Genomic DNA, 26,352 nt, shown 5'->3' with positions numbered 1-26,352 from the left:
GCACGGGGCCAGGCCAGGGCCGGCCCCTCAGGCGCCGGTCACCGCAGCCAGCTTGGGGAAGGTGACTCCGGTCAGTTCCTCGGACACGGTCCACAGGCGCCGGGCGGACGCCGGGTCGCTCGCCGCCGCCGAGCGGGCGACGAGGGTCGGGGCGCCGCGCACCTCACCCAAGCCGTCAGGGCCGACATAGCTGGCGCCGGGCAGGTCCTGAACGGCGGCATAAACGGTGGGGAGGGCCCCCGCCCGGTTGTCCTGGGCGATGAACCTGTTGCCGACCCGCATGAGGACCCGCCGGATGGCGTTGACGTCATGCCCCTGGAGGTTGGTGGCGGCCCAGCCCGGGTGCGCGGCCGTGGCGCGTACGGGCGAGCCCGCTTCGGCGAGGCGCCGCTGGAGCTCCAGCGTGAACAGCAGATTGGCCAGCTTGGACTGGCTGTAGGCCTTGATGGGCGTGTACTCACCGGCCAGGTCGAGATTGTCGAAGTGGATGCGCGGACTGCCCGGCATCCGGTGGGCGCCGGACGACACGGTGACCACGCGGTCGGTGATGTGGGGCAGCAGCAGGTTGGTCAAGGCGAAGTGCCCCAGGTGATTGGTGCCGAACTGCATCTCGAAGCCGTCCCTGGTGCGGGCCTCGGGGACGTTCATGACACCGGCGTTGTTGATGAGCAGATCCAGATCGCCTTGCCACCCGGCGGCGAACTCGCGTACGGACGCGAGGTCGGCCAGGTCGAGCCGGCGCACCTCCACGCTCCCCCGCACGGTCGCCGCGGCCGCCTCGCCGCGCTTGAGATCCCGTACGGCGAGCACCACATGGGCGCCCGCGCCCGCCAGCGCCTCGACGGTGGCGATGCCGAGCCCGCTGTTGGCGCCGGTGACGACCGCGGTGCGGCCTGACTGGTCGGGGATGTCGGTGGTGTTCCACTTGCTGGATGACTGAGCCATGACTCCAATGTAGGCATCGACAACAATGATGTCAATGACAACAATGTTGACGTTGATCACATCCCGGTACACTGGCGCCCATGCCGACCCGCCCTCGCCCCTACCACCACGGAGACCTGCGCGCCGCGCTGCTGACCCGCGCCGAGGAGACGCTCAGGGAAAAGGGGCCGACCGCCCTGTCGCTGCGCGAGCTCGCCCGTGACCTGGGGGTCAGCCATGCCGCGCCGAGCCGTCATTTCAAGGACAAGCAGGCCCTGCTGGACGCGCTGGCCCTGGCCGGCTTCGAGCGGCTCGGCGAGATCATGGCGGCCTCCCAGGAGGGGATCGGTGAGTCGTTCGCCGAACGGCTGGACGCCATGGTCCGCGCCTATGTGGGATTCGCCACGGCCAACGCCGCCCTGCTGGACCTGATGTACTCGGTCAAGCACGACCCGGAGGCGTCGGAGGCGCTGAGCGCCTCCGTCCAGCGATGGTCCGCGCAGACCGTCGAGCTGATCGCCGAGGGCCAGCGCCGCGGCGAGGTGCGCGAGGGGCCGGTGGAACGCATCGGCCTGCCGGTCTTCACCACCCTGCACGGCTACGCCGACCTGGCGACGAGCGGGATGTTGCCACCGGAGGCGACCGAGCACGGACTGGACGACGTGATCGCGTACATCCTGCGAGGAAGCGCCCCGGACTGAGGCGTGTCTCAGGGGACGATCATCGTGACGCCCGGGGTGTTCATCGAGGTGAGGGCGGCGGGGGCCTCACTCAGGCCGATCGTGCGGCTCACCAGGAGGTCGGGGCGGAGCGTGCCCGCGCGCACCATCTCCATCATCGGGCCGTAGGCGTGGGCGGCCATTCCGTGGCTGCCCAGGATCTCCAACTCATGGGCGATGACCAGGTCCATGGGGAGGTCGGCTTGCCCGGCGGCCGGTGGGAGCAGTCCTACTTGGACGTGCCGGCCGCGGCGCCGGAGACCGGCGACCGACGCGCGTGCGGTCGCCGGGCTGCCCAGGGCGTCCAACGAGACCTGGACGCCGCCCCCGCTGATGTCCCGCACCGCCGTGGCCGCGTCCGCTGCGGAGGCGTCGACGGTGGCGGCGGCGCCAAAACGGGCGGCCAGCTCCAGCGCGGCCGCCGAGATGTCCACCGCGACGACCCGGGCGCCGATGGCCGTCGCGATCATCACCGCCGACAGGCCGAGGCCTCCGCATCCGTGGACGGCGACCCATTCCCCCGGCGCGACGCGCCCCTGGGCGATGACCGCGCGGAACGCGGTGGCGAACCGGCATCCCAGGCCGGCCGCCGTCGTGAACTCCATCTCGTCCGGCATCCCGACGAGGTTGACGTCGGCATTCTCGATCACGACGTAGTCCGCGAACGAACCCCAGTGGGTGAAGCCCGGCTGGGTCTGGTTCTCGCAGATCTGCTGGTCGCCGTTCAGGCACGGCCGGCAGCGCCCGCACGCGCACACGAACGGCACCGTCACCCGGGCGCCGGGCTTCCACCCGGTGACGCCCGGCCCGATCTCGGCCACGGTCCCTGCGAGCTCGTGCCCGGGCACGTGCGGGAAGACCTGGATGTCCGCGTCATGGCCCTGCCACCCGTGCCAGTCGCTGCGGCACAGGCCGGTCGCCTCGACACCGATCACCACCCCGCCCGGCGGGGCCACGGGGTCCGGTGCCTCGCGGACTTCGAGAGGCGCACCGAACGCCTCGTACATCACGGCCTGCATCCGCCCTCCTCACGTGATCGGCTCTGAGCCTATTCGGCCATCGGCCCTGCGCAGGGCGACGGCGGTGGCGAGGGTGACCAGGAGACCGCCCGTTCCGGCGGCGATGAAGGCGGTGCGCGGGCTGGTGAGGTCGAGCAGCAGGCCGCCACCCAGATAGGAGAGCGCGGCGGCGACGCCGACGGCGCCGTAGAGGGAGCCGAAGATACGGCCGAGCAGTGGGGCGGGGACGTTGCGCTGGATGAGGGTGTTGGTGGCGACGTCCATCGCGGCAAGGCCGATGCCGCGGGTGGCCTGGACGGCGAAGGCTGCGCCCACCGCCCAGGCGAAGCCGGTGAGGAGGTTGCCCGCGCTGCTGATCGCGAAGCCCGCCAGGAGGAGTACGGGGAGGGCCAGGCGAGGGCGGGCGAGCAGGGCGTAGCCCGCGAAGAGGCCGAGCCCGACGGCGGCCAGCAGGAGGCCGACGGCCGAGTCGCCGCCGTGGAGGGTGTCCTTGGTCAGGAAGACCAGCGCGACGTCGTCGATCCCGTTGCAGGCCACCACGGCGATGAAGCCGAGGCCGATGGCGCGCAGCAGCGGAGTGGCCACGATGTGCCGGAGCCCGGTGATCGCGTCGTTCAGGATCGTGGTGGGCTCGTCCGGGGCGGATGGCCGGGCGGCGGGCAGGAACGCCAGGAGGGCGGCGGAGAGAAGGAAGCTCGCCGCGTCGATCAGCAGGACGCCGCGTACGTCGAGCAGGGGCAGCAGCAGGGCGGCGAGCAGGGGCCCGAGCGCCTCGCCGCCGTTCGTGCCGAAGCCGATCGCCGCGTTCGCCCCCTCAAGATCACGGTCGCGGACGAGGGCGGGCACGACGGCGCGCGACGCGGGCTGGAAGATATGCCCGGCGATCGACCGGAGCGCGACCAGGGCGAGGATCAGCGGCAGCGGGAACACGGTGATGCCGAGCGCGATCACCGCGATCAGGGCGGCCTGCGCCAGCTCAGAGACGATCATGACCCGCCGCAGCTCGAACCGGTCGGCGATCACGCCGGTCAGCGGGCCGAGCAGGGCGGGCGCGAAGTCGCCGACGAGCAGCAGGAGCGCGACCGCGAGCGCCTGGCCTGTGGTGTCGGCCACGTACACCATCAGGGCCACGAGGCTGAGCGAGTCGCCGAGGAAGGAGATCGACCGGGCGGTCCAGAGCCGGCGGAACGGCGGTACGGAGCGGATCAGGCGCAGCGCACCCATACCCTCCTCGTCAGTGACCATGAAAGGGAGTTTTCCGCATGTTGGGACGTCCGTGTCGGTGATCTCCGATACGGTGGCGCATTCCCCGCCGGAACCACCGGCGCCGGGTGTTCGTTTTCTCACCACCGCCGACCCTCGGGGGCCGAGACCAGGAGAGACAATCCGCGAACTCAACGAAAGGGCCACATCCGCGCAGGTCACAGAGTTGCACTATCCGGCCGGATCGCTGGTGCTCGTCGCCGGGCTGCCCGGCGCGGGGAAGAGCACCCTGCTCGACCGGCTGTACGGCCTGCGGGGCGACGAGACCCTGCCGGTGATCTCCGGCGGCACCCGGGTGATCGACTCACGGCAGTCCCGTAGCTGGTGGGCTCGCTTCCTGGGTCCCCTGCCGCACCGGGCCCGTGTCCCCCTCGTGCAGGCCAACCATGTCTGGCGGATCGCCCGGGCGATGTCCCAGGGCCACGCCGTCGTCGCTCACACGCGCGGCACCTGGCCGCACATCCTGCGCGGCTTCGCCTGGATGGCGCGGCGGCGCGGCGGCGAGGTGCACCTGATCCTGCTCGACGTGGACGCGCGCACCGCGCGCCAAGGTCAGGTCGCCCGGGGCCGCGTCGTCACGACCTCGGTCTTCGCGCGGCACGTCCGCCGCTGGCGGCCGCTGATGGAACGCGCCCGCAGCGGCAACGTCCCGCCGGCCGACGGCGTCACGATACTGGACCGTGCCGCCGCCGACCGTCTGAAGGCCATCCGCTTCGACGGGGTGCCGGACGCCGAAGGGCCTGCTCCGGAAGCCCGCTGACACGGCCGGACCAGGGCCTGCGCAGGTTCTACTTCGAAAGCCCGCTGAACCAGCGGACGACGCGGGCGGTGCCCGCCACGTTGGCGCCCAGGTGCCGGAAGTCCCCGTAGGTGTGGTCGCCGAGGTCCACGACCGGCACGTTCACGCCGCGGGCGCTCAGTGAGATCCGGCAGTGGTCGGTGTTGAGCGTCGACGCCTGCTCGTCCTTGCTCACCTTGTAGAGCCGCATCGGGACGCGCGGCGTCCAGGCCTTGCACACCTCGCCGTCCACATCCAGCGCCCGGGCGAACGAGCCGCCCGGCTTGCGCAGCAGCTCGAACCCGCGCGGCGTGAGCAGCTCGTCGATCGTGTCGGGCAGGCCCTGGAGCATCTCCTGCCCTGGCGTGGTGCCGTCGAAGTACTTCTCGACCTTGCTCGCGTACGGCTCCTGGAAGACCTCGGTGGGCTTCTTGTAGAGGCCGTGCAGGCGGTTCCAGGAAGTGAGGAGGTACGAGCTGTACGCGACCGACAGCTTCGGGTGCAGTTCGCCGCGGAGCATGGCCGGGATCTGGGCGCCCTTGAAGTCGTACCCGCCCGCGATCGGAGCGACCGCTCGCACACGGAACCAGGGATCCTGGCCCTCCTGCAGCGCCCGCGCGAGCCCCAGGGCAGCCGAGGCTCCCTGGGAGAACCCGGTGGTGAACACCTGGCGTTCCAGCGTCCGGCCCGTACGCGGCACGAACTGCTTGGCCGCGCGCAACATGTCCAGCGAGGCGGTCGTCTCGGACGGCACGTCCTTCCACGGGTGCACGCCCGGTCCGAGCCCGAGGCCGAGATAGTCGGGCACGACAGCGGCGAATCCGGCGGCTGCGAAGGTCACGCCGGGCGCGGAGCCCCAGACATCCGGCGCCACGGAGGGCGCATCGTCCTTGTAGCTCGTGGTGCCGTGGCCGTACGAGACGGTCCGCAGTCTCCGGGCGTCATTGCGGGGCAGCACGACAAGGCCGCTGGCGGTCGTCATCCGGTTACGGGTGTCAACGGTGCGGTAGACCAACCTGTACGCGTCCACTCCATAGCGGACGGCCTTGGCGTCGAATCCGTCGCTGGCCAGCCACGTGCGCGCACCTTGGGCCGTCATGCCGCGGAGGTGTTCGGCGGAGACGAGCTCGCCTCTGGCAGGCGCGGTCGCGGCAGGCTTGCCGCCGGCGGGATCCGAGGTGGAATCCGAGGCGGCGGCAACGGCGCCGCCTGCCAGCGTGACACCGGTGGAAGCAATCAGTGCGGTGGCGGTGAAACGGGTCATGGGGTGGGCCATGTCGGTCCCTCTCAGTCGATCCCTCTCAAGGGGTCGTGGTCGATGTGCCTCAAGCGTGTTGCGCGGCACACCGGACCCGCATCGCCCGCCCTAGTGATCTAGTTCGTGCTACCTGAGAGCGAGCCGTTCCCGACCCCGCCACGTTGATCGAGGATCTTCCTGGGATTGGAACGTTCCCGAGCGTGCCGGTCGATAGGGTCGGAGGGCATGGTCCACGGAATATGGTCCACGGCATGAGGACGGGAGCGGCTATGGCGCAGCAGGTACGCGGAGTCATCGCACCGGGCAAAGGCGAGCCGGTGCGGATCGAGACCATCACGATTCCCGATCCCGGGCCGGGCGAGGCCGTCGTGCAGGTCCAGGCCTGCGGGGTCTGCCACACGGACCTGCACTACCGGGAGGGCGGCATCAACGACGAGTTCCCGTTCCTGCTCGGGCACGAGGCCGCCGGAATCGTCGAGTCGGTGGGCGCGGGCGTCACCGAGGTGGCGCCGGGCGACTTCGTGATCCTCAACTGGCGCGCGGTGTGCGGGCAGTGCCGGGCCTGCACGCGCGGACGTCCCTGGTACTGCTTCAACACCCATAACGCCGAGCGGAAGATGACGCTGGCCGACGGCACCGAGCTCTCCCCCGCGCTGGGCATCGGCGCGTTCGCCGACAAGACCCTGGTGGCCGCCGGGCAGTGCACCAAGGTCGACCCGGCCGCCTCCCCCGCCGCCGCCGGGCTGCTGGGCTGCGGCGTCATGGCAGGGATCGGCGCCGCCATCAACACCGGCAACGTGGGCCGCGGAGACAGCGTGGCGGTCATCGGCTGCGGCGGGGTCGGCTCGGCCGCCGTCCTCGGCGCCCGCCTCGCCGGCGCCGCGAAGATCATCGCCATCGACCTGGACGAGCGCAAGCTCGCCGCCGCCTCAGGACTGGGCGCCACGCACACCGTCAACGCCAAGGACACCGATGTCGCCGAGGCCGTCCAGAAGCTGACCGGCGGGTTCGGCGCCGACGTCGTCATCGAGGCGGTCGGCCGTCCCGAGACCTACAAGCAGGCCTTCTACGCCCGCGACCTGGCCGGCACGGTCGTGCTGGTCGGCGTGCCCACGCCCGAGATGAAGCTGGAGCTGCCGCTGCTCGACGTCTTCGGCCGCGGCGGCTCGCTCAAGTCCTCCTGGTACGGCGACTGCCTGCCCAGCCGCGACTTCCCCATGCTCATCGACCTCTACCTCCAAGGGCGCCTCGACCTGGACGCGTTCGTGTCCGAGACGATCCCGCTGGACGGCGTCGAGGCCGCCTTCGAAAAGATGCACCACGGCGACGTGCTGCGCTCGGTGGTGGTCCTGTGACGGCGTCGAACGCGCGCATCGAGCATCTCGTCACGTCCGGCACGTTCTCCCTGGACGGCGGCACGTGGGAGGTCGACAACAACGTCTGGATCGTCGGCGACGACACCGAGGCGATCGTCATCGACGCCGCGCACGACGCCGACGCCATCGCCGCGGCGGTGGGCGGCCGCGAGCTGCTGGCGATCGTCTCCACCCACGGCCACGACGACCACATCGACGCGGCGCCCGCGCTCGCGGCCCGCACCGGCGCGCCGGTGCTCCTGCACCCCGACGACCTCATGCTCTGGAAGCAGCGGCACCCCGATGTGAGCCCGAACGGCGAGCTGGCCGACGGGCAGGTCATCACGGTCGCCGGGACGGAGCTCAGAGTCCTGCACACACCCGGCCACAGTCCGGGGGCGGTGTGCCTCTACGCGGCGGACCTGGGCACGGTCTTCTCCGGCGACACCCTCTTCCAGGGAGGACCCGGCGCGACCGGCCGGTCGTTCTCCGACTTCCCCACGATCATCACGTCCATCCGGGAACGGCTGCTGAGCCTTCCGGCTCAGACCGTGGTCCGCACCGGGCACGGCGACAGCACCACCATCGGCGACGAGGCCCCGCATCTGGAGGAATGGATCTCACGCGGGCACTGAGCCATCTGTCGCGCCCGTCTCCGGCATCGCCGAACCGGACACATCGGACGCATCGACGGGATAGAGTCCACACTCGATGCCTGGGGCATGGATGTGAGCCGCTGAGACGGGAGATGCGATGCGGGGCAGAGCACGGCCCGTTCCGGCCGCCCTGCTCGCATCCTGTGCCCTTGCGACGGCGGGCTGCGGTTCCGGCTCCTCCGCCTCGGCGGATGCGCCGCCGGTCGCCGTCCCGCCGCTGGTCACCGACCAGCCCGCGCCCTTGGTGACCCCGTCCGCGCCCGTCGCCGATCCGCGGCGCGCGAGCGCACCTCCGCGGCCGCTCTCGCCCGGACCCGGCGGCAAGCCGGTGGGCAAGCCCGGACGCTGGCGGATCACGGTCTACTACACGCTGGTCGAACGGTTCCACGGCGGCAAGCCCAAGGCCGTGCGGGGTTGCACCGAGTTCCACTGCAAGTGGGGGAAGGCGCCGCTCGGCTCGTACCCCGAGGACTTCATCAAGGCAGTGAAGATCGAGGGCAGCGGCCGGATCACCACGGGACCGCAACGCGGGCGCTACCTCAACTGGTCGTCCAGCGTCGGCTGGTGGCTGGACGACACGACCCGCGACTCGGCGGGCCGGCCGCTGCGCCCGTGGAGCACGGCCGCCGCCGACCGGGACGTGCTCACCCGGGGCAGCAGGTTCCTCATCACCGACTGCGGGAAGAACGGCGCCGGACGGCGGATCAAGGCGACGACATGCGCGAAGTTCCGTTCCCATGAGTGGACGGTGACCGACGTCTTCCGGCCTGGATGGGGCGGCGACCACCACGCCGACATCTACATCGGCGAGGAGACCGGCCCCGGCTTCACCAAGTCGCCGTTCTACACCGAACTCCACGGAGCCACGCTCTACACGCGCTGAACGGGCAGACACGCGCCGAGCGCCAGACACGCGATGAACGTTCAGGCCTCCTTGCGCGGCTCGGCCAGGCGCGTCGCGGCCGCCCGGCCGCGCAGGGTGACCTCCTCGCCGAGCCACCACCGCGCCGCCTCGTCGGGGTCGGCCGACTCGACGACCGCGCCGGCGGCGAGAACGCGGCCGGCCGTCGACTTGGCGAGGTCGGTCAGCCGGGCCGCCTCGTTCACGGGGTCGCCGATCACGGTGTACTCGAACCGTTCCTCGGCACCGATGTGCCCCGCCACGGCCTCCCCCGCCGAGACCCCGACGCCCGCCTCCACGCCGGGCATCTCGGCCCGCAGCCGCTCGGCCAGCTCGCGCGCCGCGGCCAGTGCCCGGGTCTCCGCGCCGTCCAGATCCAGCGGCGCACCGAAGATCGCCAGAGCGGCGTCACCCTCGAACTTGTTGATCCACCCGCCATGGCGGCCGATCACCTCGACCACGACGGCGAAGAAGTCGTTGAGCAGCTTGACCACCTCGGTGGGCGGCCGGTCGGCGGCCAGCCGGGTGGAGCCGACGATGTCCACGAAGATCACCGCGACCTCGCGCAGCTCGCCGCCGAGGTCGATGCCGCGCTCCAGCGCGACCCGCGCGACGTCCTCCCCCACTTGCCGGCCGAAAAGATCCTGGAGCCGGGCGTGCTCGCGCAGTCCCGACGCCATGTGGTTGAACCCCGCCTGGAGCAGGCCGACCTCGCTGGCGTCGTAGACGGGCACCTCCACGTCCAGGTCGCCGCGTTCGACCTTGGCCAGGCCCAGCCGTACCGACTCGACCGGGTCGGCGATGGCCCGGGCCGCGCCGTAGGTGACGCCGAGGCCGACGACGAGCGCGATGCCGCCGAGAGCCAGGACCGCCAGCGCGAAGTCCCGGACGGTCACCCTGGCGATCAGGAACGAGCCGACCGCGAGCACGATCAGGCCGAGAATGGGCACGGCCGTGCCCAGCGCCCAGGCCAGCACGGACCTGGCCACCACGCCCGGCAGCCCGGTGTGCTGCGGCATGCCGGTGCGCAGCGCGGTGGTCACCGCCCGCCGCAGCAAGCGCTCGGTGAGCAGGTAGACGACGGTGCAGGTGGTCAGGCCGCCCAGCAGGCTCGTCAGGCCGAGCTTGACCGCCAGCAGGCCGTGGAACGGGGCGTTGATCACGACCCACCCGACCGTGCCGATGCCCCACAGCGTCAGGTGGACGGCCATCAGGCGCAACGGCCCGTACAGCAGCAGGAGGCGCTCGCGTTTGTCGGGCGCGCGGTCGGTCTCCACCAGCCGCCGGACGCGCCGGAAGAAGCGCTCGCCCAGCATCAGGCCGACCGGCACGGCCAGGATGACGTACGCGCCGAACACCACGAAGTTGATCAGGCGCAGCCGGTCCGAGACCAGTCCGTCGGGGTTGGGGACGATGACGGTGAACAGCAGCACGACCAGGGCGCCGACCAGGTTGGCCAGGCCGGTGGTGACGGTCACCAGCAGCCGGGCGCGGCGGACGATCTGGCTGCGCGAGTCTTCGGGGCGCCCGTCGAACAGCCGCCACAGGGGGCCGAACAGGCTTCGCCGCGGGCGCACCGCCGCGGCGTCCACCTCTTCGAGCTCCATGAGGGTGGAGATTATCCCGTTATTTCCGTGTTCCGGCCCGCCGGGGCCTCACGGATCTCGCCTGGACGGCATGGATCGCCGGCGGCGTCGCGACTATCGTCGGCCTGTGGGGAACCACCCGGGCACGCGGCGCCGCCGCGGCCTGAACGAAGGCCCCGAGGTGGTCCCCGGCGCGTGCGCGCCCGGGGCCACGACCCTTTTCAGGAGGCGCCGACCATGAGGGCCTCGAAGAAGGACGACGAGGTCGATGCCCGTACCCGCATCCTGGACGCGGCCGAGACCCTGTTCGCCGAGCGCGGTTACGACGCCAGCTCGACGGCGCGCATCGCCAGGCTCGCCCATGTCCCCAAGGGCCTGGTCTTCCACTACTTCCCGCAGAAGATCGACGTCCTGGTCGCCCTGATCGACGAGCGCACGTTCATCGAGGAGCTGCCCGAGGAGGCCGTGGAGGCCCTGCCCGGCGACCCCGCGGGCACGCTCTCCCGGCTGGCCCGCCGTTTCCCGTTGCGCGCCTCCCCGGCCATGCGCCGGATCCTCTTCCGGGAGGCCGACACCCACACGTCCGTCGGCGAACGGCTCGGGCGCCTCAACAGTGAGGTCTTCGGCCGGGCCCGGCGCGCGCTCGAGCTCGCCCTGCCCGGCTCCCGCGGCGACCAGGCCCGCCTGGAGGCCGCCGCCGCCACGTTCGCCGCCGTCCTCATCTACCAGGAGAACCTCTCCCAGCTCACCGGCCAGGCCGTCGACCCCGACGCCGTCGCCGACCTCATCGCCCGGGCCCTGGGCGCGTCCTGACGCCCAGTTCCTAGGCGAGTTCCTCGATGAATTCGGCGAGCTGCGTCAGGTTGCGGCATTCGTACATCGGCAGGAGCTCGCCGTACCGGGAGGCGGCCGAGTCGCCGGTGTCCCACTGGGAGCGGGGCTCGGGATTGAGCCAGTACGCGTGCCGGGCCTGATCGACCATGCGGCGCAGGATCGGCAGGGAGAGCTCGCCGTAGTTGGAACGGGCGTCGCCGAGGACGAGGAGCGAGGTCTTGGGCGTGATGGCGTCCGCGTACTTCTCGTCGAACACCTTGATCGCATGGCCGTAGTTGCTGCGCCCGGTGATCCAGACCAGATCGGCCTCGGCGGCCATCCGCGTCATCGCGTCGACGACGTCGGTGCCGGGCGCGAAGTACTTGGTGATCTCATCGGTCGCGTCGATGAAGGCGAACGCCCGGACCTTGCTGAACTGCTCGCGCAGCGCGAACGTCAGCAGGAGCGTGAAATGGGCGAACGCCGAGACCGAGTCGCTGGCGTCGCACAGGATCACCAGCTCGGGCTTGTGCGGGCGGCGGGGCCGGTGGTGGGTGGTGAGCGGCACTCCCCCGGTCGCCAGCGACGCGCGCACCGTCCGGCGGAAGTCGAGGCGGCCCCGGTGTCCGAGCCGGTGCTTCTGGGTGAGCCGCGAGGCCAGGCGCCGGGCCAGCGGGTAGACCTCACGGCGCAGCGCGGTCAGGTCGGCGCGGCTCGCGGAGGCGAAGTCGAGCCGTTCCAGGGGCGGGCGGACGGCCAGGCGGGCGGTGCGTTCCACCCCGGTGTCCTCGGCGATCCGCCGCCGGACCTCGGTCGCGACCAGGTCTTCGAAGCGCGAGATCCGGTCGCGGAACGTGCGGCGCGCGACCTGCTCGGCCATGCCACCACGGTCCTGGCCGGTCAGCACGGAGTTGAGCAGCCGGGCCATCAACGTCTCGGCCGACATGGCGCGGAGTACACCGGAGGAGAACCACGACTCCTGGCCGGGCGTCTGCCCGTACTCCGCCACGGCCGTCCGCGCGAACTGCCGCAGGCCCGGGTCGTCACCGGAGAGCAGCAGCTCGAAGAGCTCCTCGCGCCGGGCCTGGACCTCGGGGTCGAGCGCGGGCGGCACGCGGCGTTCCCCGGATTCGCGCCGCCGGATCGGCCGGTCCGGCGGGACCGCGCCGTCGCCCAGCGCCGCGGGGAACCAGAGGTCGAAGAGCGTGTCGAAGGTCTGCCGGTGCGCGGGCCGCTTGACGAGCGTGGCGGCGTACGCGGCGCGCAGCGTCTCCCGCTCGCCCAGGTCGATGACCTGCATCGCGCGGACCGCGTCCAGGCCCTCGGCGACCGACACCGGCAGGCCCGCCTCGCGGAGGGCCGCGACGAAGGCGGTGTGCCGGTCGACGAGCGAGCGCCGCGCGCCAGTGGGGGCCGTCATCGTCAGCTCTTGAGGCTCGGTTTTCCGAGGCCCAGTTCCTTGGCGGCGCGCTCCTGGTCGGAGACGTGCTTGAGGACGACGCCGAGCGTGCGGGCGACGGCGGCCTCGTCGAGCTCGTCCAGCCCGAGGGCGAGCAGCGTCCGGGCCCAGTCGATGGTCTCGGCGATCGACGGCGCCTTCTTGATCTCCAGGGCGCGGAGCGTCCCCACGGTCCGGACCAGCTGCTCGGCCAGCTCGGCCTCGATGCCCGGGACCTGCGCGAGCACGATGTCGCGCTCGCGGTCCGGCTGGGGGTAGTCCAGGTGCAGATAGAGGCAGCGGCGCTTGAGCGCCTCCGACAGCTCGCGGGCGGCGTTGGAGGTGAGGACCACGAACGGCCTGCGCACCGCCTTGACCGTGCCGAGCTCCGGGATGGTCACCTGGAAGTCGGAGAGCACCTCCAGCAGCAGACCCTCCACCTCGACGTCGGCCTTGTCGGTCTCGTCGATGAGCAGGACCGTGGCGCCGCTGCGCCGGATGGCGGCCAGCAACGGGCGTTCGAGGAGGAACTCGTCGGTGAAGATGTCGTCGTGCGTGGAGTCCCAGGCCTGGCCGTCCGGCGCCGCCTGGATGCGCAGCAGCTGCTTCTTGTAGTTCCACTCGTACAGCGCGCGGGCCTCGTCCAGGCCCTCGTAGCACTGCAACCGGATCAGCTCGGCGTCACCGGCCTGGGCCACCGCCTTGGCCAGCTCGGTCTTGCCCACCCCGGCCGGCCCCTCCACCAGCAGCGGCTTGCCGAGCGCCTGCGCCAGGAACACGGTGGTGGCGATCGAGTCGTCGGCGAGATACCCCGCTCGGGCGAGTTCCCGCTCGACGTCGGCGGGCGAGATGAAGAAGGAGTCGGGATTCAGGCTCATGCCTTCGCTTTCGTGTAGATCTGGTTCGTGCCGGCGAAGGTCATCTTCTTGCCGTCCGCGCTGACTTCCGCGCCCCAGTACGAGGCGTTCTTCGGGTCACCGCCCTGCCATGAGAAGCGGAACTTGCCCTTGCTCTCCGGAATGGCCTGGCCGCTCCAGAGCGTGTTCTTGTCCTTCATCCAGACACCCTTGCCGTCCGGTTTGAAGAGGAAGTAGTCCTGCCGGGTGCCGACCCAGCGGCCGACGAGCGGCTTCACCTCGGCGGGCGCGACCTTGGGCAGCGGGGCGAGGTTCGCGGGCGCCGCGGAGTCGGCCTTGCCCGGGGTGTCGGCTTTCTTGTCGTCGCCGCCGCAGCCGGTGAGGACGAGAGCGGCGGCCACCGCCACGCCGGCCAGGGACAGGGTCGAACGGGTCCGCACGCTCACGTGGACCTCCGGGAGGAGATAAGGGAGGAAGGACGAAGAAGTCGGCAGTTTACCGGCGCGTAGCTCCCCGGCCCCCTCATCCCTGGGAGGTACTGGACGTTTCGCTCCCAGGAGGGAAGCCACCGGGCGGATCGGCGGCCTATAACCGAAGAATGACGACTCCACGCCTGCCCCGGGACGACCTCGCCGCGGCACTCGCCGCCCGGCGCGAGCTGGGTCCCGAGTACGACGACGCCTTCATCGAGTCGGTCGTCGACCGGATCGAGCAGACGTTCGACGCGCGCATGGCCGGTCATCCGCGCCCCGCGCCGGCGCCCGCGTACGCGCCGCCCCCGCCGCGGCGGACGGGCACCGGCGGCGGCGCCGACCTCGCGCTCGCCATCGTCTCCCTGGTGGCGGCCATCCCGCTGAGCGCCATCGCGGTGGTGAACGAGGGGATGGGCGCCCTGTGCATCGTGTGGTTCTCGATAGTGGCGATCAACGTCGCGCACGCGCTGCGTCCCCGGCGCGGCTGAGCCCACCGGCCGGGGCGCCGCCACCCGGGCCCTACTTCCCGGGCTCGGGGTCACGGGGCAGGCCGAGCAGCCGCTCACCGATGATGTTGAGCTGCACCTCGGTCGTCCCGCCGTAGATGGTCATCGCCCTGCTGAACAACATCGCGCGGGCGACGATGCCGGTTTCGGCCATCGGCACCTGGGTCGCCGCCGCCTCGCCCTGCGCCGCCCAGCAGTAGTCGGCCACGTCCTGGTTGAACTGCACGCCGAGGAGCTTGCGGACGCTCGCCTCCGCGCCGGGCTCCACCCCGTTCAGCTGCTTGAGCGTCGTGCGCAGGCCGAGCAGGTCGATGGACTGGCCTTGGGCGACGAGCTTGCCGACCTCGGCCGTGGCGACCGCGTCCAGCTCCCTGTCCTTGAAGAAGGCCAGCAGCTCCGGCACGCCCATGCCCATGCCGCCGCCCGTGGACAGCGACACGCGCTCGTTGCTGAGGGTGTTGCGGGTGACCTGCCAGCCCTGGTTGACCTCGCCCACGACACAGTCGTCCGGGACGAAGACGCCGTCGAGGAACACCTCGTTGAAGAGGGACTCGCCGGTGAGCTCCTTGAGCGGCCGTACGTCGACGCCCTCGGACTTCATGTCGACCAGGAAGTAGGTGATGCCGTCGTGCTTGGGCGCGTCCGGATCCGTACGGGCGATGCAGAAGCCCCACTGGGCGAACTGCGCGACCGACGTCCAGATCTTCTGCCCGGTGAGCCTCCAGCCGCCCTCGACGCGCTCGGCCTTCATCGAGAGGGACGCGAGGTCGGAGCCGGCGCCCGGCTCGCTGAACAGCTGGCACCAGACCATCTCGCCGCGCAGCGTCGGCCGCAGGAACCGTTCCTTCTGCTCGTCGCTGCCGTAGCGCACCAGCGACGGCACCAGCCAGGCACCGATCACCAGGTTGGGGGCCTTGACCTTGGCGGCCTTGAGCTCCTGCTGGATGAGGATCTGCTCGACCGGGCCGGCGCCGCGTCCCCACGGTTCGGGAAAGTGCGGCACGGTCCAGCCGTTGTCGCCCATCGCGGCGTTGCGCTCGTTCTTGTCAGTGATCGCGGCGAGCTCGGCGATCTCGGCGCGGATGCGCTCGCGCAGCGGCTGGGTGTCGTCGTCCAGCTCCAGCTCGACGGGACGGCGCCCGCCCGCCAGGGCGAGCTCGGCGACCTTGGCCGCCCAGCCCTTGGAGCCGCCGAGCAGCGCCCGCAGGGTCAGCGCCCGGCGCAGGTAGATGTGCGCATCATGCTCCCAGGTGAAGCCGATGCCGCCGAGGATCTGGATGGCGTCGCGAGCGGTCTGCACACCGGCGTCGGCGGAGATGACGGCGGCCACGGCGGCGGCGAAGCCGGCTTCCTCGGCGCCCTCGTCCAGCGCGCGGGCGGCGTCCCAGGCGGCGGCGCGGGCCTGCTCGGACGCGATCAGCATCCGGGCGGCCTTGTGCTTGACGCCCTGGAACTGGCCGATCGGCCGGCCGAACTGCTCGCGCACCTTGGCGTACTCGGCCGCGGTCGTGACCAGCCAGCCGGTCAGGCCCGCGGCCTCGGCGCCGAACAGCGCCGCCGCGAGATCGCGGACCTGCGCGGTGGTGACGCCGTCCAGGACGCGGTCGGCGGCCAGGGCGATCTCGGCCACGTCCACTTTGGCGACGCGGCGCACCTTGTCGAGGCTCTCCACCGGCGTGACGGTCACGTCGGCGGCGTCGACCGCCACCCACTGCTCGCCGTCGCCGGTCGCCACCGGCAGCACGATCACGTCGGCGAGCGAGGCGCCGAGCACCGTGGCGGCGCTCCCGCCGACCACCAGCGCGTCTCCGTCGCGGCGGCCGGTGAGCGAGCCCGACAGCGCGACCGCGGCGGTCTTCTCGCCCTCGGCGAGCAGGGGGAGCAGCTCGCCGCGCGCCTTGGCGTTGCTGGAGACGTTCACCACGGCGCTCGCGAGCACCGTGGGCAGGAACGGGCCGGGCGCGGCGGCCCGGCCCAGCTCCTCCACGACCACGGCCAGTTCGAGCAGCCCGAAGCCCTGCCCGCCGTGCTCCTCTTCCAGGTGCAGGCCCAGCAGGCCCTGTTCGGCCAGGGCCGGCCAGAACGACGGCCTGGTCTCCTCGTCCGCCTCCAGTGCGGCGCGCACCACGGTCGCCGGAATGTTGCGCTCGGCGAACCCCCGAACAGAATCGGCGAGCGCCTCGTGCTCCTCGGTCAGCCCGATGGCCATTCGTCACCTTCTCCCAGACCCGCTTGCCGTTCCAGAACCAGGGCAGCTCCGCGAACGCTGTTGACCCCAATTCTAGAACAGCGTTCTGGTCCCCTGCGGGAGTGACCTTACTCTCACACCGAATCCGACTCCAGGGCCGGGGCCCGCTTGCCGGCCGTGTCGTCCACGGCGCCCTTGGCCGGGCGCTTCGGGGAGACGAGGCTGGCGACCGTCACCGCGACGAGGGTGCCGCCGATCACGCCGAGGGACAGCCAGATCGGGATCTCCGGCGCCCAGGACACGCCGTACTCGTGCATCGCGTGGAAGACCAGCTTGACGCCGATGAAGCCGAGGATGAACGCCAGTCCGTGGCTGAGATAGACCAGGCGCTCGGCGAGCCCGCCGAGCAGGAAGTAGAGCTGCACCAGTCCCATCAGGGCGAACGCGTTGGCGGTGAAGACCAGGTAGGGCTCGGTGGTCAGGCCGAAGATCGCGGGAATCGAGTCCAGCGCGAACAGCACGTCGGTGGAGCCGATCGCGATCATCACGATGAGCAGCGGCGTGACCATGCGGCGGCCGTCCCGCTTGGTGACGATCTTGTCGCCCTCGTAGGCGTCGGTCGTGGGGATGAACCGCTTGGCCATCAGGAGCAGGCGGTTCTCCTTGAACTCGTCCTCGTCGTCGCCGCGCACCAGGCCGATGGCGGTCCAGATCAGGATGCCGCCGAAGATGAAGAAGACCCAGGTGAACTGGGAGATGGCCGCCGCGCCGACGGCGATGAAGATGCCCCTCAGCACCAGCGCGATCACGATGCCGACCATGAGCACCTTGTGCTGCGCCTGCTTGGGCACGGCGAACCTCGCGAGGATCACCATGAAGACGAAGAGATTGTCGACGCTGAGGCTCTTCTCGGTGACGAAGCCGCCGAAGTACTCGGCCGCGTAGCGACCGCCCGAGAAGATCCAGACGCCGATGCCGAACACGACGGCCAGGCCGATGTAGACGACCGACCAGAAGGCGGCCCTGCGAGTGGTGAACTCCTTGGTCTCGTCCCTGTTGATGACGAACAGGTCGACCGTGATGATGGCGAGGATCCCGATCAGGGTCAGGGCCCACACCCATGGCGATACGTTCAACGTGACACCTCCGGCGGCATGGTGAAGCGCCGGAGGTCTCTCCCGCCTGGGCTGGCAGGCCGACGGCCCCGGGTCGATATGGATCGACCGTGTTGACGAGACCGCCGCGCAGGGATACTCCCCTCCACTACTCCTCTCCAACGCGGATCGCGATCTTTCCGTTCCCGGCTGCGGGAACTTTTTCCGAAAAACCCGAAACTCGCCGTGGAAGGCGCGAACTCTGCCCGCGTTGGTGTCGTCTAAGGGGCTTTGGCGTGGAGTTCGAGATAGAGGCCGGTGAGCTGGTCGACGGCGTCGGCCTCGGTCGGGAGCGCCGTCGCCCGCTGGGCCGCCGCCGCCCCGAGCCGTACGGCCAGAGCGGGATCGTCCAGGATGCGGCTGACGGCCCGTTCCAGCGCCTGGGCGTCCCCCGGCGGCACCAGCAGCGCGGCGTCGCTCTCAGGCCCGTGCAGCAACGGCTCACCGGATCCCGGACCGCCCGCCGCCGGCCCTTCCGCCCCGACCATCGTCGGGATCCCGCCGACACGGGTTGCGACCAGCGGCCGTCCTGCGCGGAGGATCTCCTGGACGATCAGCGGCTGGCCCTCCCAGACGCTCGGCACCACGGCGACGTCGGAGGCGGCGAGGAGGTCCGGAACGTCCGAACGCCGGCCCACGAGCCGCACCGGGAGGTCGTCGGCCTCGATCCGGGCCTGGAGCTCGGCTTCGAGCGGGCCGTCACCGGCGATCACGACCAGCGGGGCAGGCGCGCGGCGTCCCCAGGCCGCGGCGGCGTCCAGCAGCGTGGGAAGCCCCTTCTGGTCCGCGAGCCGTGCCACCGTGAGGATCAGAGGCCGCTCCCCCACGCCGAGCTCCGCTCGCACGTCCGCCCGCGCGGCGGGGCCGGGCTGCGTCCGGGGAGGCGGCGCGGGTACGAGCGCGTGCCCGACCGACCGCGCCCCGAGGGCTCGCATCCGGTCTTCGAGATCCGGCGACACGCCCAGCACCACGTCCGCGCCGCGCGCGACGACCCGTTCGAGCGCGCCATAGACCGCGGCGGTCCTGCCACCGGCGATGACCGCGTTGTGGAGGGTCACGACCAGCGGAGGCCCGCCCTTGGAGAACCGCAAGGGGCCTGGCGCGATCCGGGCGCTCGCGGCGACCGCCAGCGCCCCGGCGCGCAGGCCGTGCGCGTGGACGACGTCGGCATCGCGCAGCAGCGTGCGCAGTCTCCGAACCGCCTTGGCGTCGTTCAGCGGGCGCGGGCGATCGGCGAGATCGACCTCGGCGAACCGGGCGCCCACCCCGGTGAACGAGAACAGCTCCTCGGTCGCGGCGGGCCCGCACACCAGGACGCGGGCCCCTGCCGCGACCATCCCGGCGGCCGTGGACAGCACGTGGCGCCCCACCCCGCCGGCGCTGGTCCCCAGCACGAGCGCGACCCGCAGGCCGGTCAGCCCCTTCCCGGCCCTCGCTTGCTCGGACAGCGGACGGTCGGACATTTCGCGGTCAGGCATTGCGCGCCACCTTCCGGGTGAGTACGGCCCGCAGATCCCGGCCGTCGATCATGAATGCGACCACCAGGAACACCACCGCCGCGACCAGGCCCGCCAGCGCTCCGACCCCGGCGTTCACGACCTGGCCCCCGGTGCCGAGCGCCGCCGCGGTCGCGTGTCCCGCCGCACCGCCCGCGCCGCCTCCGGCCAGACCGGCGGCCAGCGCGCGCGGCACGCCCTGCACCGCCGCCCGGCCCCTGGCCCGCACGAGCGTTCCCAGCAGCAGTGTCCCGGCCACGGTCATCCCCGCCGCGTTGCCGAAGCCGAGCGCGGCGACGACCCACTTCTCGTCCACGGAAAGGACGAGCACGAGGTCGGCGGCCATCACCACCAGCCATCCCACGACGATGGCGAGCGAGCCCATCCTGCCCCTGTGGCACGCGAACAGCACACGGCCGAGGTGGGCGACCAGGCCGTAGCCGAGCAGCCCCGGCGCGAACGCGTACACCGCGCGGCTGAGGACCTCCTGCTGGAGCGGCTGACCGGGGTTGAACAACGCGGCGACCGGCAGTGCCACCGCGACGAGAGCGGCGGCGCCCGCGCAGGAGACCAGGACGACGGCGCGGGTGGTCGCGGCCGTGATCTGGTCGAAGCGGCCGGTGTCGCCCTCGCTCTCGCGGGCGGACAGCATCGGGAACGCGCTGGTCGCGATGGGCACCGCGAGGATCGCCCACGGCAGCAGATAGATCGCCCAGGCGTACTGGTAGTTGGCGAGGGCGCCGCCCGTGCCCTCATAGCTCAGGCGGACGACCAGCAGCGCCGAGAGTTGCTGCGCCGCCACCGTGGCGAGCCCGGCGACGGCGAGCCGCCGCACCCGGCCGGCGACGCCGTCGGGAAAGCTCAGCGTCGGCCGGAGCCCCAAGCGCAGCCGCCACGCCGCGATACCCGCCGTGACCGCCATCGCGACGCCGCCCATCGCGGTGCCGATCGACAACACCAGCTCGGCGGAGAGCGGCAAGTGCTCAAGGTCGTTCTCGAAACCGCGCCCGAGCGGCGCGAAGACCAGGTAGGCGCCGATCACGACGAGGCTGGACATCAGCGGCGCGAGCGCGGGCGCCACGAAACGGCGGTGCGACTGCAGGACGCCGTACAGCACCACCGACAGCCCGTACATCACCATCTGCGGCGCCATGATCGCCAGCATGTCGGTGCCGACGGAGACGATCCCCGAACGGGAGCAGCCGCTCAGGTCGCCGCCGACCATCAGCCGCATGACCGGGCCGGCGAGCAGCGCCATCAGCAGCGACAGCGGCACCATCAGCACGACGATCCAGGTCAGCAGCGCCGAGGTGATGCGCCGCACCGCCTCGCGGTCACCGCGTTCGGCCGGGCCCGCGAGCACGGGAACGACCATGCTGGCCAGCGCGCCGCCCGCCACGATCTCGTAGACGATGCTCGGGAACTGCGTCGCGGTGAAGTAGGCCTGGCTCAGGCACGACGTCGTGACCGTCTGGGAGAAGGCGTACGTACGGCCGAAACCCGCCAGCCGGGACAGCACGGTGATGATCCCGATGACGACGGCGGCCCCGGCGATGCCGCGCGTGAGGCCGCCGCTGAGACGACGGAGACGTGGTGACAAGGTGCCGCGACCGTCAGACCGTGGGATCTCCCGCACGCGGGTCGCCAGGGCGCGGGTCGCTCAGGCGCGGGTCGCCCGCGGGCTCCACCAGCCGCAGCCGCGCGGGTTCGCCGGCCGCAGGCTCCGTGGCCGCTGGCTCCGCATCTGCGGGCCCGGCGGACGCAGGCTCGGCACCAGCGGGCCCGGCGGACGCAGGCTCGGCACCAGCGGGCCCGGCGGACGCGGGCTCGGCAGCGGGCACCGGCTCAGGCTCGGAGACGGCGGCCACCGGGGCGGCGGTGGCTTCGGCGGCGGGGGCGGGCGGCGGCTCGGCCGGGCGGCGGCCGAGCATGTCGATCCAGTCCAGCGCCGGGGTCTGCTTGATCACCTTGGTGAAGCTGACGAACTCGCTGGCGCCGTTGAGGCCGACGAGACCGGCGAGCACCGCCAGGCGCGGGCCGCGGCCCAGCCGGGTCGCGGCGAGGCCGAGCAGCGCACCCAGGGCGTTCGAGCCGGTGTCGCCGAGCATCGCCCGCTCGCCCAGGTCCTCCGGGAGCAGCGCGGCGGCCGCGCCCAGCGGCGCGGCGACCACTGCGGCACCGGACGAGGTCAGCGCCAGCGGCGTGCCGGTGAGCAGCCCGACCTTGATCGCCCGGCCTGGGCGCAGGTCGAAGAGGTTCATGAGGTTGGCGCCGCCCGCCACGATCGCGCCGTTCACCAGGGTGTCGAGCACGCGGCCGGGACGGCTGGGGGCGCCGGACCCGGCGATCGCAGCGGCCGCCAAACCGGTGGCGCCGATGCCGAGGATCTTCACGGCGCCGCTGGTGACCTCGCCGCGGGCGAGCGCGGCCAGGTGCCCCTTGAAGCCACGGGACGACGTCGTGCCCGCGAGATCGTCATAGCCGCCGAGAAGACCCGACCCGGCGCCCGCGAGCAGGACGGCCGCGCGCATCCGGCCGCCGAGCCCTGGGGTGAGCAGGCCGCCCGCCGCCGCTCCGGCGACGAACGCGGGCCCCTCCAGCAGGGTGACGGGTTCACCGCGATGGTTCGTACGGCCCCACACCTCGTCGCCGGGCAGCCCGTTCATGCCGGGAGGGCGCCGCGTCAGCGCAAGGTAGGCCGCGCGGCCCGCGGCCGCGCCGAGGGCGGTCCCGATGAGCAGTCGCCGCACCGCCGTCACCCGCTCTTCCCCGCGACGGGCGCGGGCGAGGGCAGGTAGCCGCTCGCGTCCGGCCCGACGCCGTACTGGCCGGCCTTGCCCGCCAGTTCCTCCTGGAGCGCCAGGATCATCACGACCCGGCCCGAGGGCTGGTCGGTGACGTCGACGGAGGAGACGTTCTTCTCTGCGTCGGAGCCGCGCAGTGCGGCGATCAGGCCGCCGCCCTTCTGGGCCGCGGTGTTGGGACCGCCGAGGGCGGTCCCCCGGTCGGCGGCGTCGAGCGCGGTGGTGAGGGAGAGCAACGCCTGGTTGTCGGTCTCCCCGCCGGTGCCCGTGTACGGGGTGGAGGGTGCCATCACGACGGCGAGTGTCGCATGCTGACCGGGCTTCCCGCTGGTGGTCACGTAACCCAGCTGCTTGAAGCCGTTGAGGATCGCCCCTCCGGAGGTGTCCTCCCGGCCCGCCTTGGCCGCGTCCTTGGTCACGATCGCGCTGGCCAGGACCGCACCGGCCTTGTCATAGGCGTCGGCCTCCGCCGCGAATGTGACCCCCTCGGGCTTCAGCTGGTTGGAGAGCTCCTCGACCTGGGTCTGCTGGTTGTCGTCGAGGAACTTCGTCTGGAGCGTCACCCGGCCGGTCACCGAGGCGCCCGCCTTCTGCACGAGGTCGCTGAGCTGCTCGATCGCGTCGCTGGCGGCGCCGGGCGTCTCGACGAAGACCACCGACTGGCCCCTGAGCCGCTCGGCGACGGTCTGCGGGCCGAGTGCCTGGGCGAACTGCCCGTCCCCCTTGATCTGCCTGCTCAGCTGCGTGTTCTCGGCGCGGAGCCGATCGCCGCGCTCCTTGGCGTCGTTGGCCTGGTTGCGCAGGCCGTCGGCGACCGACTGAGAGAGCGTCGTCGAGCCCAGGATGATGCCGAGGGCCAGCGCGAGGAAGATCGCGACAATGGAGACGAGGTGATAACGGAAATCGATCACGTGAAGAGTCCGGTCAGCCAGAAGAGGAAGGCGTGCCAGCGGTCGGCCAGCAGCGGGCGCAGAACGTCCCCGGCCGGCGACATGATCACGGCGGTGGTCATGGCGATGAACGCGCCGAGCACCAGGAAGAGCAACGACCAGGTGGAGATGCGGCTGCGGTAGAGGCGGCTCACACCCTTGGCGTCGACGAGCTTGCTGCCCAGCCGGAGCCGGGTGAGGAACGTGCTCGCCATGCCCGCCCGGCCCTTGTCGAGGAACTCGACCATGTTGGCGTGCGTACCGACCGCGACGACGAGCGTGGCGCCCTTGTCGTCGGCGAGCAACATCGCGATGTCCTCGCTGGTCGCGGTCGCGGGGAAGGTGACGGCCTTCTGGCCGAGGTCCTCCACCCGTTTGAGCCCCGGCGCCCGGCCGTCCCGGTAGGCGTGTACGACGAGCTCCGCGCCCGAGGTCAGCGCGTCGTCGGAGACCGAGTCCATGTCGCCGACGATCATGTGAGGCTTGTAACCCGCCTCCATGAGCGCGTCCGCGCCGCCGTCCACGCCGATGAGCACGGGCCGGTATTCGCGGATGTACGGGCGGAGGGCGGCGATGTCCTCGCGGTAGTGGTAGCCGCGCACGACGATCAGCACGTGCCGGCCCTCGATGCGGGTGTCGACCTCGGGCACGCCGACGCCGTCGATGAGCAGGTCGCGCTCGCGCTTGACGTACTCCATCGTGTTGGCGACGAACGCCTCGAGCTGGTGGGACAGGCCCGCCTTGGCCTCGGTCAGCGCCTCCTCGACCGTCTCGGGCGTCTGCACGGTGCCCTTGGCGATCACGTCGTCGCCGCGGTAGACGGTCTCGTCCTCGATCCGGACGAGGTCGCCCTCCTTGAGCTTGGCGAAGATCTCCGGGCCGACGTCGTCCAGCAGCGGGATGCCCGCCTCGACCAGGATCTGGGGCCCCAGGTTGGGGTAGCGGCCGGAGATGCTCGGCGCGACGTTGACCACGGCGGCCACCTGGCACGACACCAGCGCCTCGGCGCTCACGCGGTCCAGGTCGACATGGTCGATCACGGCCACCTCGCCCGCGCCCAGGCGCTTGGTGAGGTTCTTGGTGCGCCGGTCGAGCCGCGCCGTGGCGCAGATCCCCTGCTGGCCGTCCTCCCGGCCACGGCCCAGTGCGCGCACGCGGCGCTGGAGCCTCGGCGAGATCCGCACGCGACGCTCGGTGATGGGAGACGGGTCGTTCATCGATTGACATCCTGCCAGAGCGCGAGAGGGGAGACCTGTAACGACGAGCGGCAAGGCGTGTTCGTTCGTGTACTCTCGGTGGCTTTGGACCGTTCGGCCGCTACCGGGCCTTGCGGACTGTGCTCCTTGCGCATCAACGAGTGCCGCCGCCCGGGCGTTCCGTTGGGGCCGGTCCCGGTCGGTGTTCCCAGATCAGTGTTCCTGGATCAGTGTTCCCAGATTATTGATCCTGGATCATTGTCCCGGATCAGCGTCCGCTCGTGTCGTGGATCAGCGTTCCTCGCGTGGGTCAAGGTTCCTCGCGTGGGTCAGCGTTCCTCGGCGGCGAGCTGGAGAAGCTCCTCCGCGTGGGCCCGGCCGAGCTCGGAGTCCTCCAGGCCGGCGAGCATGCGCGACAGCTCGCGCAGCCTGCCCTCGCGGTCGAGTGCGGTGACGCCGCTGCTGGTGACGAGGCCGTCGTCGGACTTCTCGACCAGCAGGTGCTGGTCGGCGAACGCGGCCACCTGCGGCAGGTGTGTGACGACGATCACTTGGGCGTTGCGGGCGAGCCGGGCCAGCCGCCGGCCGATCTCGACCGCGGCCTTGCCTCCCACGCCGGCGTCCACCTCGTCGAACACGAACGTCGGCACCGGGTCGGCACCGGCGAACACGACCTCGATCGCCAGCATGACGCGCGACAGCTCACCGCCGGACGCGCCCTTGTGCAGCGGCAGCGGCTGGGAGCCCGGGTGGGGCGCGAGCCGTACCTCGACCTCGTCGGCACCGTGCGGCCCGTACTCCGGCGTCCGGGTGACCGAGACGACCACGCGGGCGTGCGGCATCGCGAGTGCCGTGAGCTCCTGGGTGACCGCCTCGGAGAAGCGCTCGGCGGCGCGCGTGCGCACCTCCGTCAGCTCCGCCGCCTCGGCGGCCAGCCGTTCGATGAGCTCGGCCTCCTCGGCCTGCAGGGCCTCGATGCGGTCGTCGTCGCCCTCCAGCTCGATGAGCCGCGCGGCGGACTTGCGCGCCCATTCGAGGACCTGGTCGAGGGTCTCGCCGTACTTGCGGGTGAGCCCGGTCAGCTCCGCGCGGCGCTCCTGGACGGCTGCCAGCCGGGCGGGGTCGGCCTCGACGGACTCGGCGTACGCGGCCAGCTCCGTGCCGACGTCGGACACCAGGTAACCGGCCTCCGCCAGGCGGTCGGCGAGGGCGGCGAGCGCGGGGTCGTGGTCGCGCACGGCGTCCAGCGCGTGGCGGGCCGAGCCGAGCAGGCCCACGACGTTCGCGGCCTCCAGCGCCGCCGCCGGGTCGCCGAGCAGCGCCTCGTGCGACGTCGTCGCGGCGTTGCGCAGGGCGTCGGCGTGACCGAGCCGCTCTTCCTCGGCGGCCAGCTCGGCGTCCTCACCCGGCTTGGGATCGACCTTCTCGATCTCCTCCAGGCCGAAGCGGAGCATGTCCGCCTCCTGCGCGCGTTCACGCGCCCGGGTGGTCAGCTCCTCCAGCAGCGCGGTGACCTGCCGGTGCCGCTGGTAGGCGGTGGTGTACGCGCGCATCGGCTTGGTGAGGGCGCTCCCGGCGTACCGGTCGAGCGCGCCGCGCTGCCGGCCCGCCTGCAGCAGCCGCTGCTGGTCGGACTGCCCGTGCACGGCCACCAGGTCGTCGGCGAGGTTGATCAGCAGGCTGACCGGCACCGACCGGCCGCCCAGGAACGCGCGCGAACGGCCCTCCGCGGACACCGAGCGGGTGATGATCAGCGTGCCCTCGTCCAGCTCGCCGCCGGCCTCCTCGACCCGGTCGATCACCCGGCCGCCGGGATCGACCACGATCCGCCCCTCGACGGTCGCGCGCTCCGCGCCCGGCCGCACTCGCTGCGGATCGGCACGGCCGCCGAACATCAGCCCCAGGCTGGTGACCACCATGGTCTTGCCCGCGCCGGTCTCGCCGGTCACGACGTTGAACCCCGGTGACAGGTCCAGCACGGCCTCGTCGATCACGCCGAGGCCCTGGATCCGCACCTCATCGACCATCGGACGCACCAG

Annotated in this window: 22 protein-coding genes and 1 pseudogene; 7 read left to right on the top strand and 16 right to left on the bottom strand. The window is 71.9% G+C overall.

The annotated features are described in order from the left end of the window. Positions 1 to 27: 27 nt before the first annotated feature. A complete protein-coding gene (locus tag F8566_RS46270; protein WP_151570223.1) occupies positions 28 to 945 on the bottom strand; it encodes an oxidoreductase in 918 nt (305 codons plus the stop codon). 80 nt (positions 946 to 1,025) lie between these two features. Between F8566_RS46270 and F8566_RS46265 the strand changes: the two genes are divergently transcribed. Next, on the top strand, positions 1,026 to 1,625 hold the full coding sequence (locus F8566_RS46265; RefSeq protein ID WP_151570221.1) for a TetR/AcrR family transcriptional regulator: 600 nt from the start codon (positions 1,026 to 1,028) through the stop codon (positions 1,623 to 1,625). A gap of 8 nt (positions 1,626 to 1,633) precedes the next feature. Here the strand turns inward: F8566_RS46265 and F8566_RS46260 are convergent, their stop codons facing one another. Both F8566_RS46260 and F8566_RS46255 read right to left on the bottom strand, forming a co-directional pair. Next, entirely contained in the window at positions 1,634 to 2,662 is a 1,029-nt protein-coding gene (locus tag F8566_RS46260) for a zinc-dependent alcohol dehydrogenase family protein (RefSeq protein ID WP_151570219.1), read from the bottom strand. A gap of 9 nt (positions 2,663 to 2,671) precedes the next feature. After that, a complete protein-coding gene (locus tag F8566_RS46255; RefSeq protein WP_225994149.1) occupies positions 2,672 to 3,907 on the bottom strand; it encodes an MFS transporter in 1,236 nt (411 codons plus the stop codon). Positions 3,908 to 4,091: 184 nt separating this feature from the next. Here F8566_RS46255 and F8566_RS46250 point away from each other — a divergent pair, with 184 nt between their 5' ends. Continuing rightward, positions 4,092 to 4,685, top strand: a complete 594-nt coding sequence (locus tag F8566_RS46250; RefSeq protein WP_225994148.1) for an AAA family ATPase — start codon at positions 4,092 to 4,094, stop codon at positions 4,683 to 4,685. Between the two features lie 28 nt (positions 4,686 to 4,713). Here F8566_RS46250 and F8566_RS46245 read toward each other — a convergent pair whose 3' ends face one another. After that, on the bottom strand, positions 4,714 to 5,967 hold the full coding sequence (locus F8566_RS46245; RefSeq protein WP_225994147.1) for a hypothetical protein: 1,254 nt from the start codon (positions 5,965 to 5,967) through the stop codon (positions 4,714 to 4,716). Between the two features lie 263 nt (positions 5,968 to 6,230). On the opposite strand from F8566_RS46245, the gene F8566_RS46240 reads away from it, so the two are divergent. From F8566_RS46240 to F8566_RS46230, 3 genes are all read left to right on the top strand, one after another. Further along, positions 6,231 to 7,316: an S-(hydroxymethyl)mycothiol dehydrogenase gene (locus F8566_RS46240; RefSeq protein WP_151570357.1), complete on the top strand. Its 1,086-nt coding sequence runs from the start codon at positions 6,231 to 6,233 to the stop codon at positions 7,314 to 7,316. Continuing rightward, a complete protein-coding gene (locus F8566_RS46235; protein ID WP_151570217.1) occupies positions 7,313 to 7,951 on the top strand; it encodes an MBL fold metallo-hydrolase in 639 nt (212 codons plus the stop codon). Before F8566_RS46240 ends, F8566_RS46235 begins: the two co-directional genes overlap by 4 nt. 118 nt (positions 7,952 to 8,069) lie before the next feature. Next, positions 8,070 to 8,855 carry an RlpA-like double-psi beta-barrel domain-containing protein gene (locus tag F8566_RS46230; protein ID WP_151570215.1) on the top strand — a complete coding sequence of 262 codons (786 nt, stop codon included), beginning with the start codon at positions 8,070 to 8,072 and terminating at the stop codon, positions 8,853 to 8,855. Positions 8,856 to 8,896: 41 nt separating this feature from the next. Here F8566_RS46230 and F8566_RS46225 read toward each other — a convergent pair whose 3' ends face one another. After that, positions 8,897 to 10,480 (bottom strand): adenylate/guanylate cyclase domain-containing protein, encoded by a 1,584-nt coding sequence (locus F8566_RS46225; RefSeq protein WP_151570213.1) that lies wholly within the window; start codon positions 10,478 to 10,480, stop codon positions 8,897 to 8,899. Positions 10,481 to 10,696: 216 nt separating this feature from the next. On the opposite strand from F8566_RS46225, the gene F8566_RS46220 reads away from it, so the two are divergent. After that, a complete protein-coding gene (locus tag F8566_RS46220) occupies positions 10,697 to 11,272 on the top strand; it encodes a TetR/AcrR family transcriptional regulator (protein WP_151570211.1) in 576 nt (191 codons plus the stop codon). Between the two features lie 10 nt (positions 11,273 to 11,282). Here the strand turns inward: F8566_RS46220 and F8566_RS46215 are convergent, their stop codons facing one another. The 3 genes from F8566_RS46215 to F8566_RS46205 are packed head-to-tail and all read right to left on the bottom strand — an operon-like array spanning position 11,283 to position 14,013. After that, positions 11,283 to 12,692 carry a vWA domain-containing protein gene (locus tag F8566_RS46215; RefSeq protein WP_151570209.1) on the bottom strand — a complete coding sequence of 470 codons (1,410 nt, stop codon included), beginning with the start codon at positions 12,690 to 12,692 and terminating at the stop codon, positions 11,283 to 11,285. A gap of 2 nt (positions 12,693 to 12,694) precedes the next feature. Beyond that, positions 12,695 to 13,588, bottom strand: coding sequence for an AAA family ATPase (locus F8566_RS46210; RefSeq protein ID WP_151570207.1), 894 nt, complete (start codon positions 13,586 to 13,588; stop codon positions 12,695 to 12,697). Continuing rightward, positions 13,585 to 14,013, bottom strand: coding sequence for a hypothetical protein (locus F8566_RS46205; RefSeq protein WP_225994146.1), 429 nt, complete (start codon positions 14,011 to 14,013; stop codon positions 13,585 to 13,587). Before F8566_RS46205 ends, F8566_RS46210 begins: the two co-directional genes overlap by 4 nt. 152 nt (positions 14,014 to 14,165) lie before the next feature. Between F8566_RS46205 and F8566_RS46200 the strand changes: the two genes are divergently transcribed. Beyond that, entirely contained in the window at positions 14,166 to 14,528 is a 363-nt protein-coding gene (locus F8566_RS46200; protein WP_151570205.1) for a hypothetical protein, read from the top strand. A gap of 31 nt (positions 14,529 to 14,559) precedes the next feature. Here the strand turns inward: F8566_RS46200 and F8566_RS46195 are convergent, their stop codons facing one another. The 8 genes and pseudogenes from F8566_RS46195 to recN all read right to left on the bottom strand — a co-directional run bounded on the left by F8566_RS46195 (position 14,560) and on the right by recN (position 26,340). Then, on the bottom strand, positions 14,560 to 16,755 hold the full coding sequence (locus F8566_RS46195; protein ID WP_151570203.1) for an acyl-CoA dehydrogenase: 2,196 nt from the start codon (positions 16,753 to 16,755) through the stop codon (positions 14,560 to 14,562). Between the two features lie 113 nt (positions 16,756 to 16,868). Next, positions 16,869 to 17,870, bottom strand: coding sequence for a TerC family protein (locus F8566_RS46190; protein ID WP_151570201.1), 1,002 nt, complete (start codon positions 17,868 to 17,870; stop codon positions 16,869 to 16,871). A 239-nt stretch (positions 17,871 to 18,109) separates the two neighbouring features. Then, complete coding sequence (locus tag F8566_RS46185; RefSeq protein ID WP_225994145.1) at positions 18,110 to 19,366, bottom strand: glycosyltransferase family 4 protein; 1,257 nt, start codon at positions 19,364 to 19,366, stop codon at positions 18,110 to 18,112. Then, positions 19,359 to 20,984: a murein biosynthesis integral membrane protein MurJ gene (gene murJ, locus F8566_RS46180; RefSeq protein WP_151570199.1), complete on the bottom strand. Its 1,626-nt coding sequence runs from the start codon at positions 20,982 to 20,984 to the stop codon at positions 19,359 to 19,361. Before murJ ends, F8566_RS46185 begins: the two co-directional genes overlap by 8 nt. Positions 20,985 to 21,267: 283 nt before the next feature. Continuing rightward, positions 21,268 to 22,143: pseudogene (locus F8566_RS46175) on the bottom strand (hypothetical protein); the annotation flags it as partial. Then, positions 22,140 to 23,099 carry a copper transporter gene (locus F8566_RS46170; RefSeq protein WP_151570197.1) on the bottom strand — a complete coding sequence of 320 codons (960 nt, stop codon included), beginning with the start codon at positions 23,097 to 23,099 and terminating at the stop codon, positions 22,140 to 22,142. The gene F8566_RS46170 and the pseudogene F8566_RS46175, both read right to left, overlap by 4 nt. Next, positions 23,096 to 24,334 carry a putative cytokinetic ring protein SteA gene (gene steA / locus F8566_RS46165; protein WP_151570195.1) on the bottom strand — a complete coding sequence of 413 codons (1,239 nt, stop codon included), beginning with the start codon at positions 24,332 to 24,334 and terminating at the stop codon, positions 23,096 to 23,098. The genes F8566_RS46170 and steA overlap by 4 nt, the downstream gene beginning before the upstream one ends. Before the next feature lie 308 nt (positions 24,335 to 24,642). Then, positions 24,643 to 26,340 carry a DNA repair protein RecN gene (recN, locus tag F8566_RS46160; RefSeq protein ID WP_151570193.1) on the bottom strand — a complete coding sequence of 566 codons (1,698 nt, stop codon included), beginning with the start codon at positions 26,338 to 26,340 and terminating at the stop codon, positions 24,643 to 24,645. Positions 26,341 to 26,352 lie beyond the last annotated feature (12 nt).

The organism is Actinomadura rudentiformis, assembly GCF_008923185.1.
In the GTDB taxonomy this organism is placed as follows: Bacteria; Actinomycetota; Actinomycetes; order Streptosporangiales; family Streptosporangiaceae; genus Spirillospora; species Spirillospora rudentiformis.
Note: the sequence above shows the minus strand (reverse complement) of the source record. Positions and strands in the feature narration are given on the sequence as shown.

What these genes read in the sequence shown, in the direction of transcription:
- F8566_RS46210 (WP_151570207.1), bottom strand. Translation starts at nt 13,588, where the DNA reads ATGAGCCTGAATCCCGACTCCTTCTTCATCTCGCCCGCCGACGTCGAG.
- F8566_RS46200 (WP_151570205.1), top strand. Translation starts at nt 14,166, where the DNA reads ATGACGACTCCACGCCTGCCCCGGGACGACCTCGCCGCGGCACTCGCC.
- F8566_RS46245 (WP_225994147.1), bottom strand. Translation starts at nt 5,967, where the DNA reads ATGACCCGTTTCACCGCCACCGCACTGATTGCTTCCACCGGTGTCACG.
- F8566_RS46220 (WP_151570211.1), top strand. Translation starts at nt 10,697, where the DNA reads ATGAGGGCCTCGAAGAAGGACGACGAGGTCGATGCCCGTACCCGCATC.
- F8566_RS46265 (WP_151570221.1), top strand. Translation starts at nt 1,026, where the DNA reads ATGCCGACCCGCCCTCGCCCCTACCACCACGGAGACCTGCGCGCCGCG.
- F8566_RS46215 (WP_151570209.1), bottom strand. Translation starts at nt 12,692, where the DNA reads ATGACGGCCCCCACTGGCGCGCGGCGCTCGCTCGTCGACCGGCACACC.
- F8566_RS46185 (WP_225994145.1), bottom strand. Translation starts at nt 19,366, where the DNA reads ATGCCTGACCGCGAAATGTCCGACCGTCCGCTGTCCGAGCAAGCGAGG.
- F8566_RS46225 (WP_151570213.1), bottom strand. Translation starts at nt 10,480, where the DNA reads ATGGAGCTCGAAGAGGTGGACGCCGCGGCGGTGCGCCCGCGGCGAAGC.
- F8566_RS46260 (WP_151570219.1), bottom strand. Translation starts at nt 2,662, where the DNA reads ATGCAGGCCGTGATGTACGAGGCGTTCGGTGCGCCTCTCGAAGTCCGC.
- F8566_RS46240 (WP_151570357.1), top strand. Translation starts at nt 6,231, where the DNA reads ATGGCGCAGCAGGTACGCGGAGTCATCGCACCGGGCAAAGGCGAGCCG.
- F8566_RS46195 (WP_151570203.1), bottom strand. Translation starts at nt 16,755, where the DNA reads ATGGCCATCGGGCTGACCGAGGAGCACGAGGCGCTCGCCGATTCTGTT.
- steA (WP_151570195.1), bottom strand. Translation starts at nt 24,334, where the DNA reads ATGAACGACCCGTCTCCCATCACCGAGCGTCGCGTGCGGATCTCGCCG.
- F8566_RS46230 (WP_151570215.1), top strand. Translation starts at nt 8,070, where the DNA reads ATGCGGGGCAGAGCACGGCCCGTTCCGGCCGCCCTGCTCGCATCCTGT.
- F8566_RS46270 (WP_151570223.1), bottom strand. Translation starts at nt 945, where the DNA reads ATGGCTCAGTCATCCAGCAAGTGGAACACCACCGACATCCCCGACCAG.
- F8566_RS46255 (WP_225994149.1), bottom strand. Translation starts at nt 3,907, where the DNA reads ATGGTCACTGACGAGGAGGGTATGGGTGCGCTGCGCCTGATCCGCTCC.
- recN (WP_151570193.1), bottom strand. Translation starts at nt 26,340, where the DNA reads ATGGTCGATGAGGTGCGGATCCAGGGCCTCGGCGTGATCGACGAGGCC.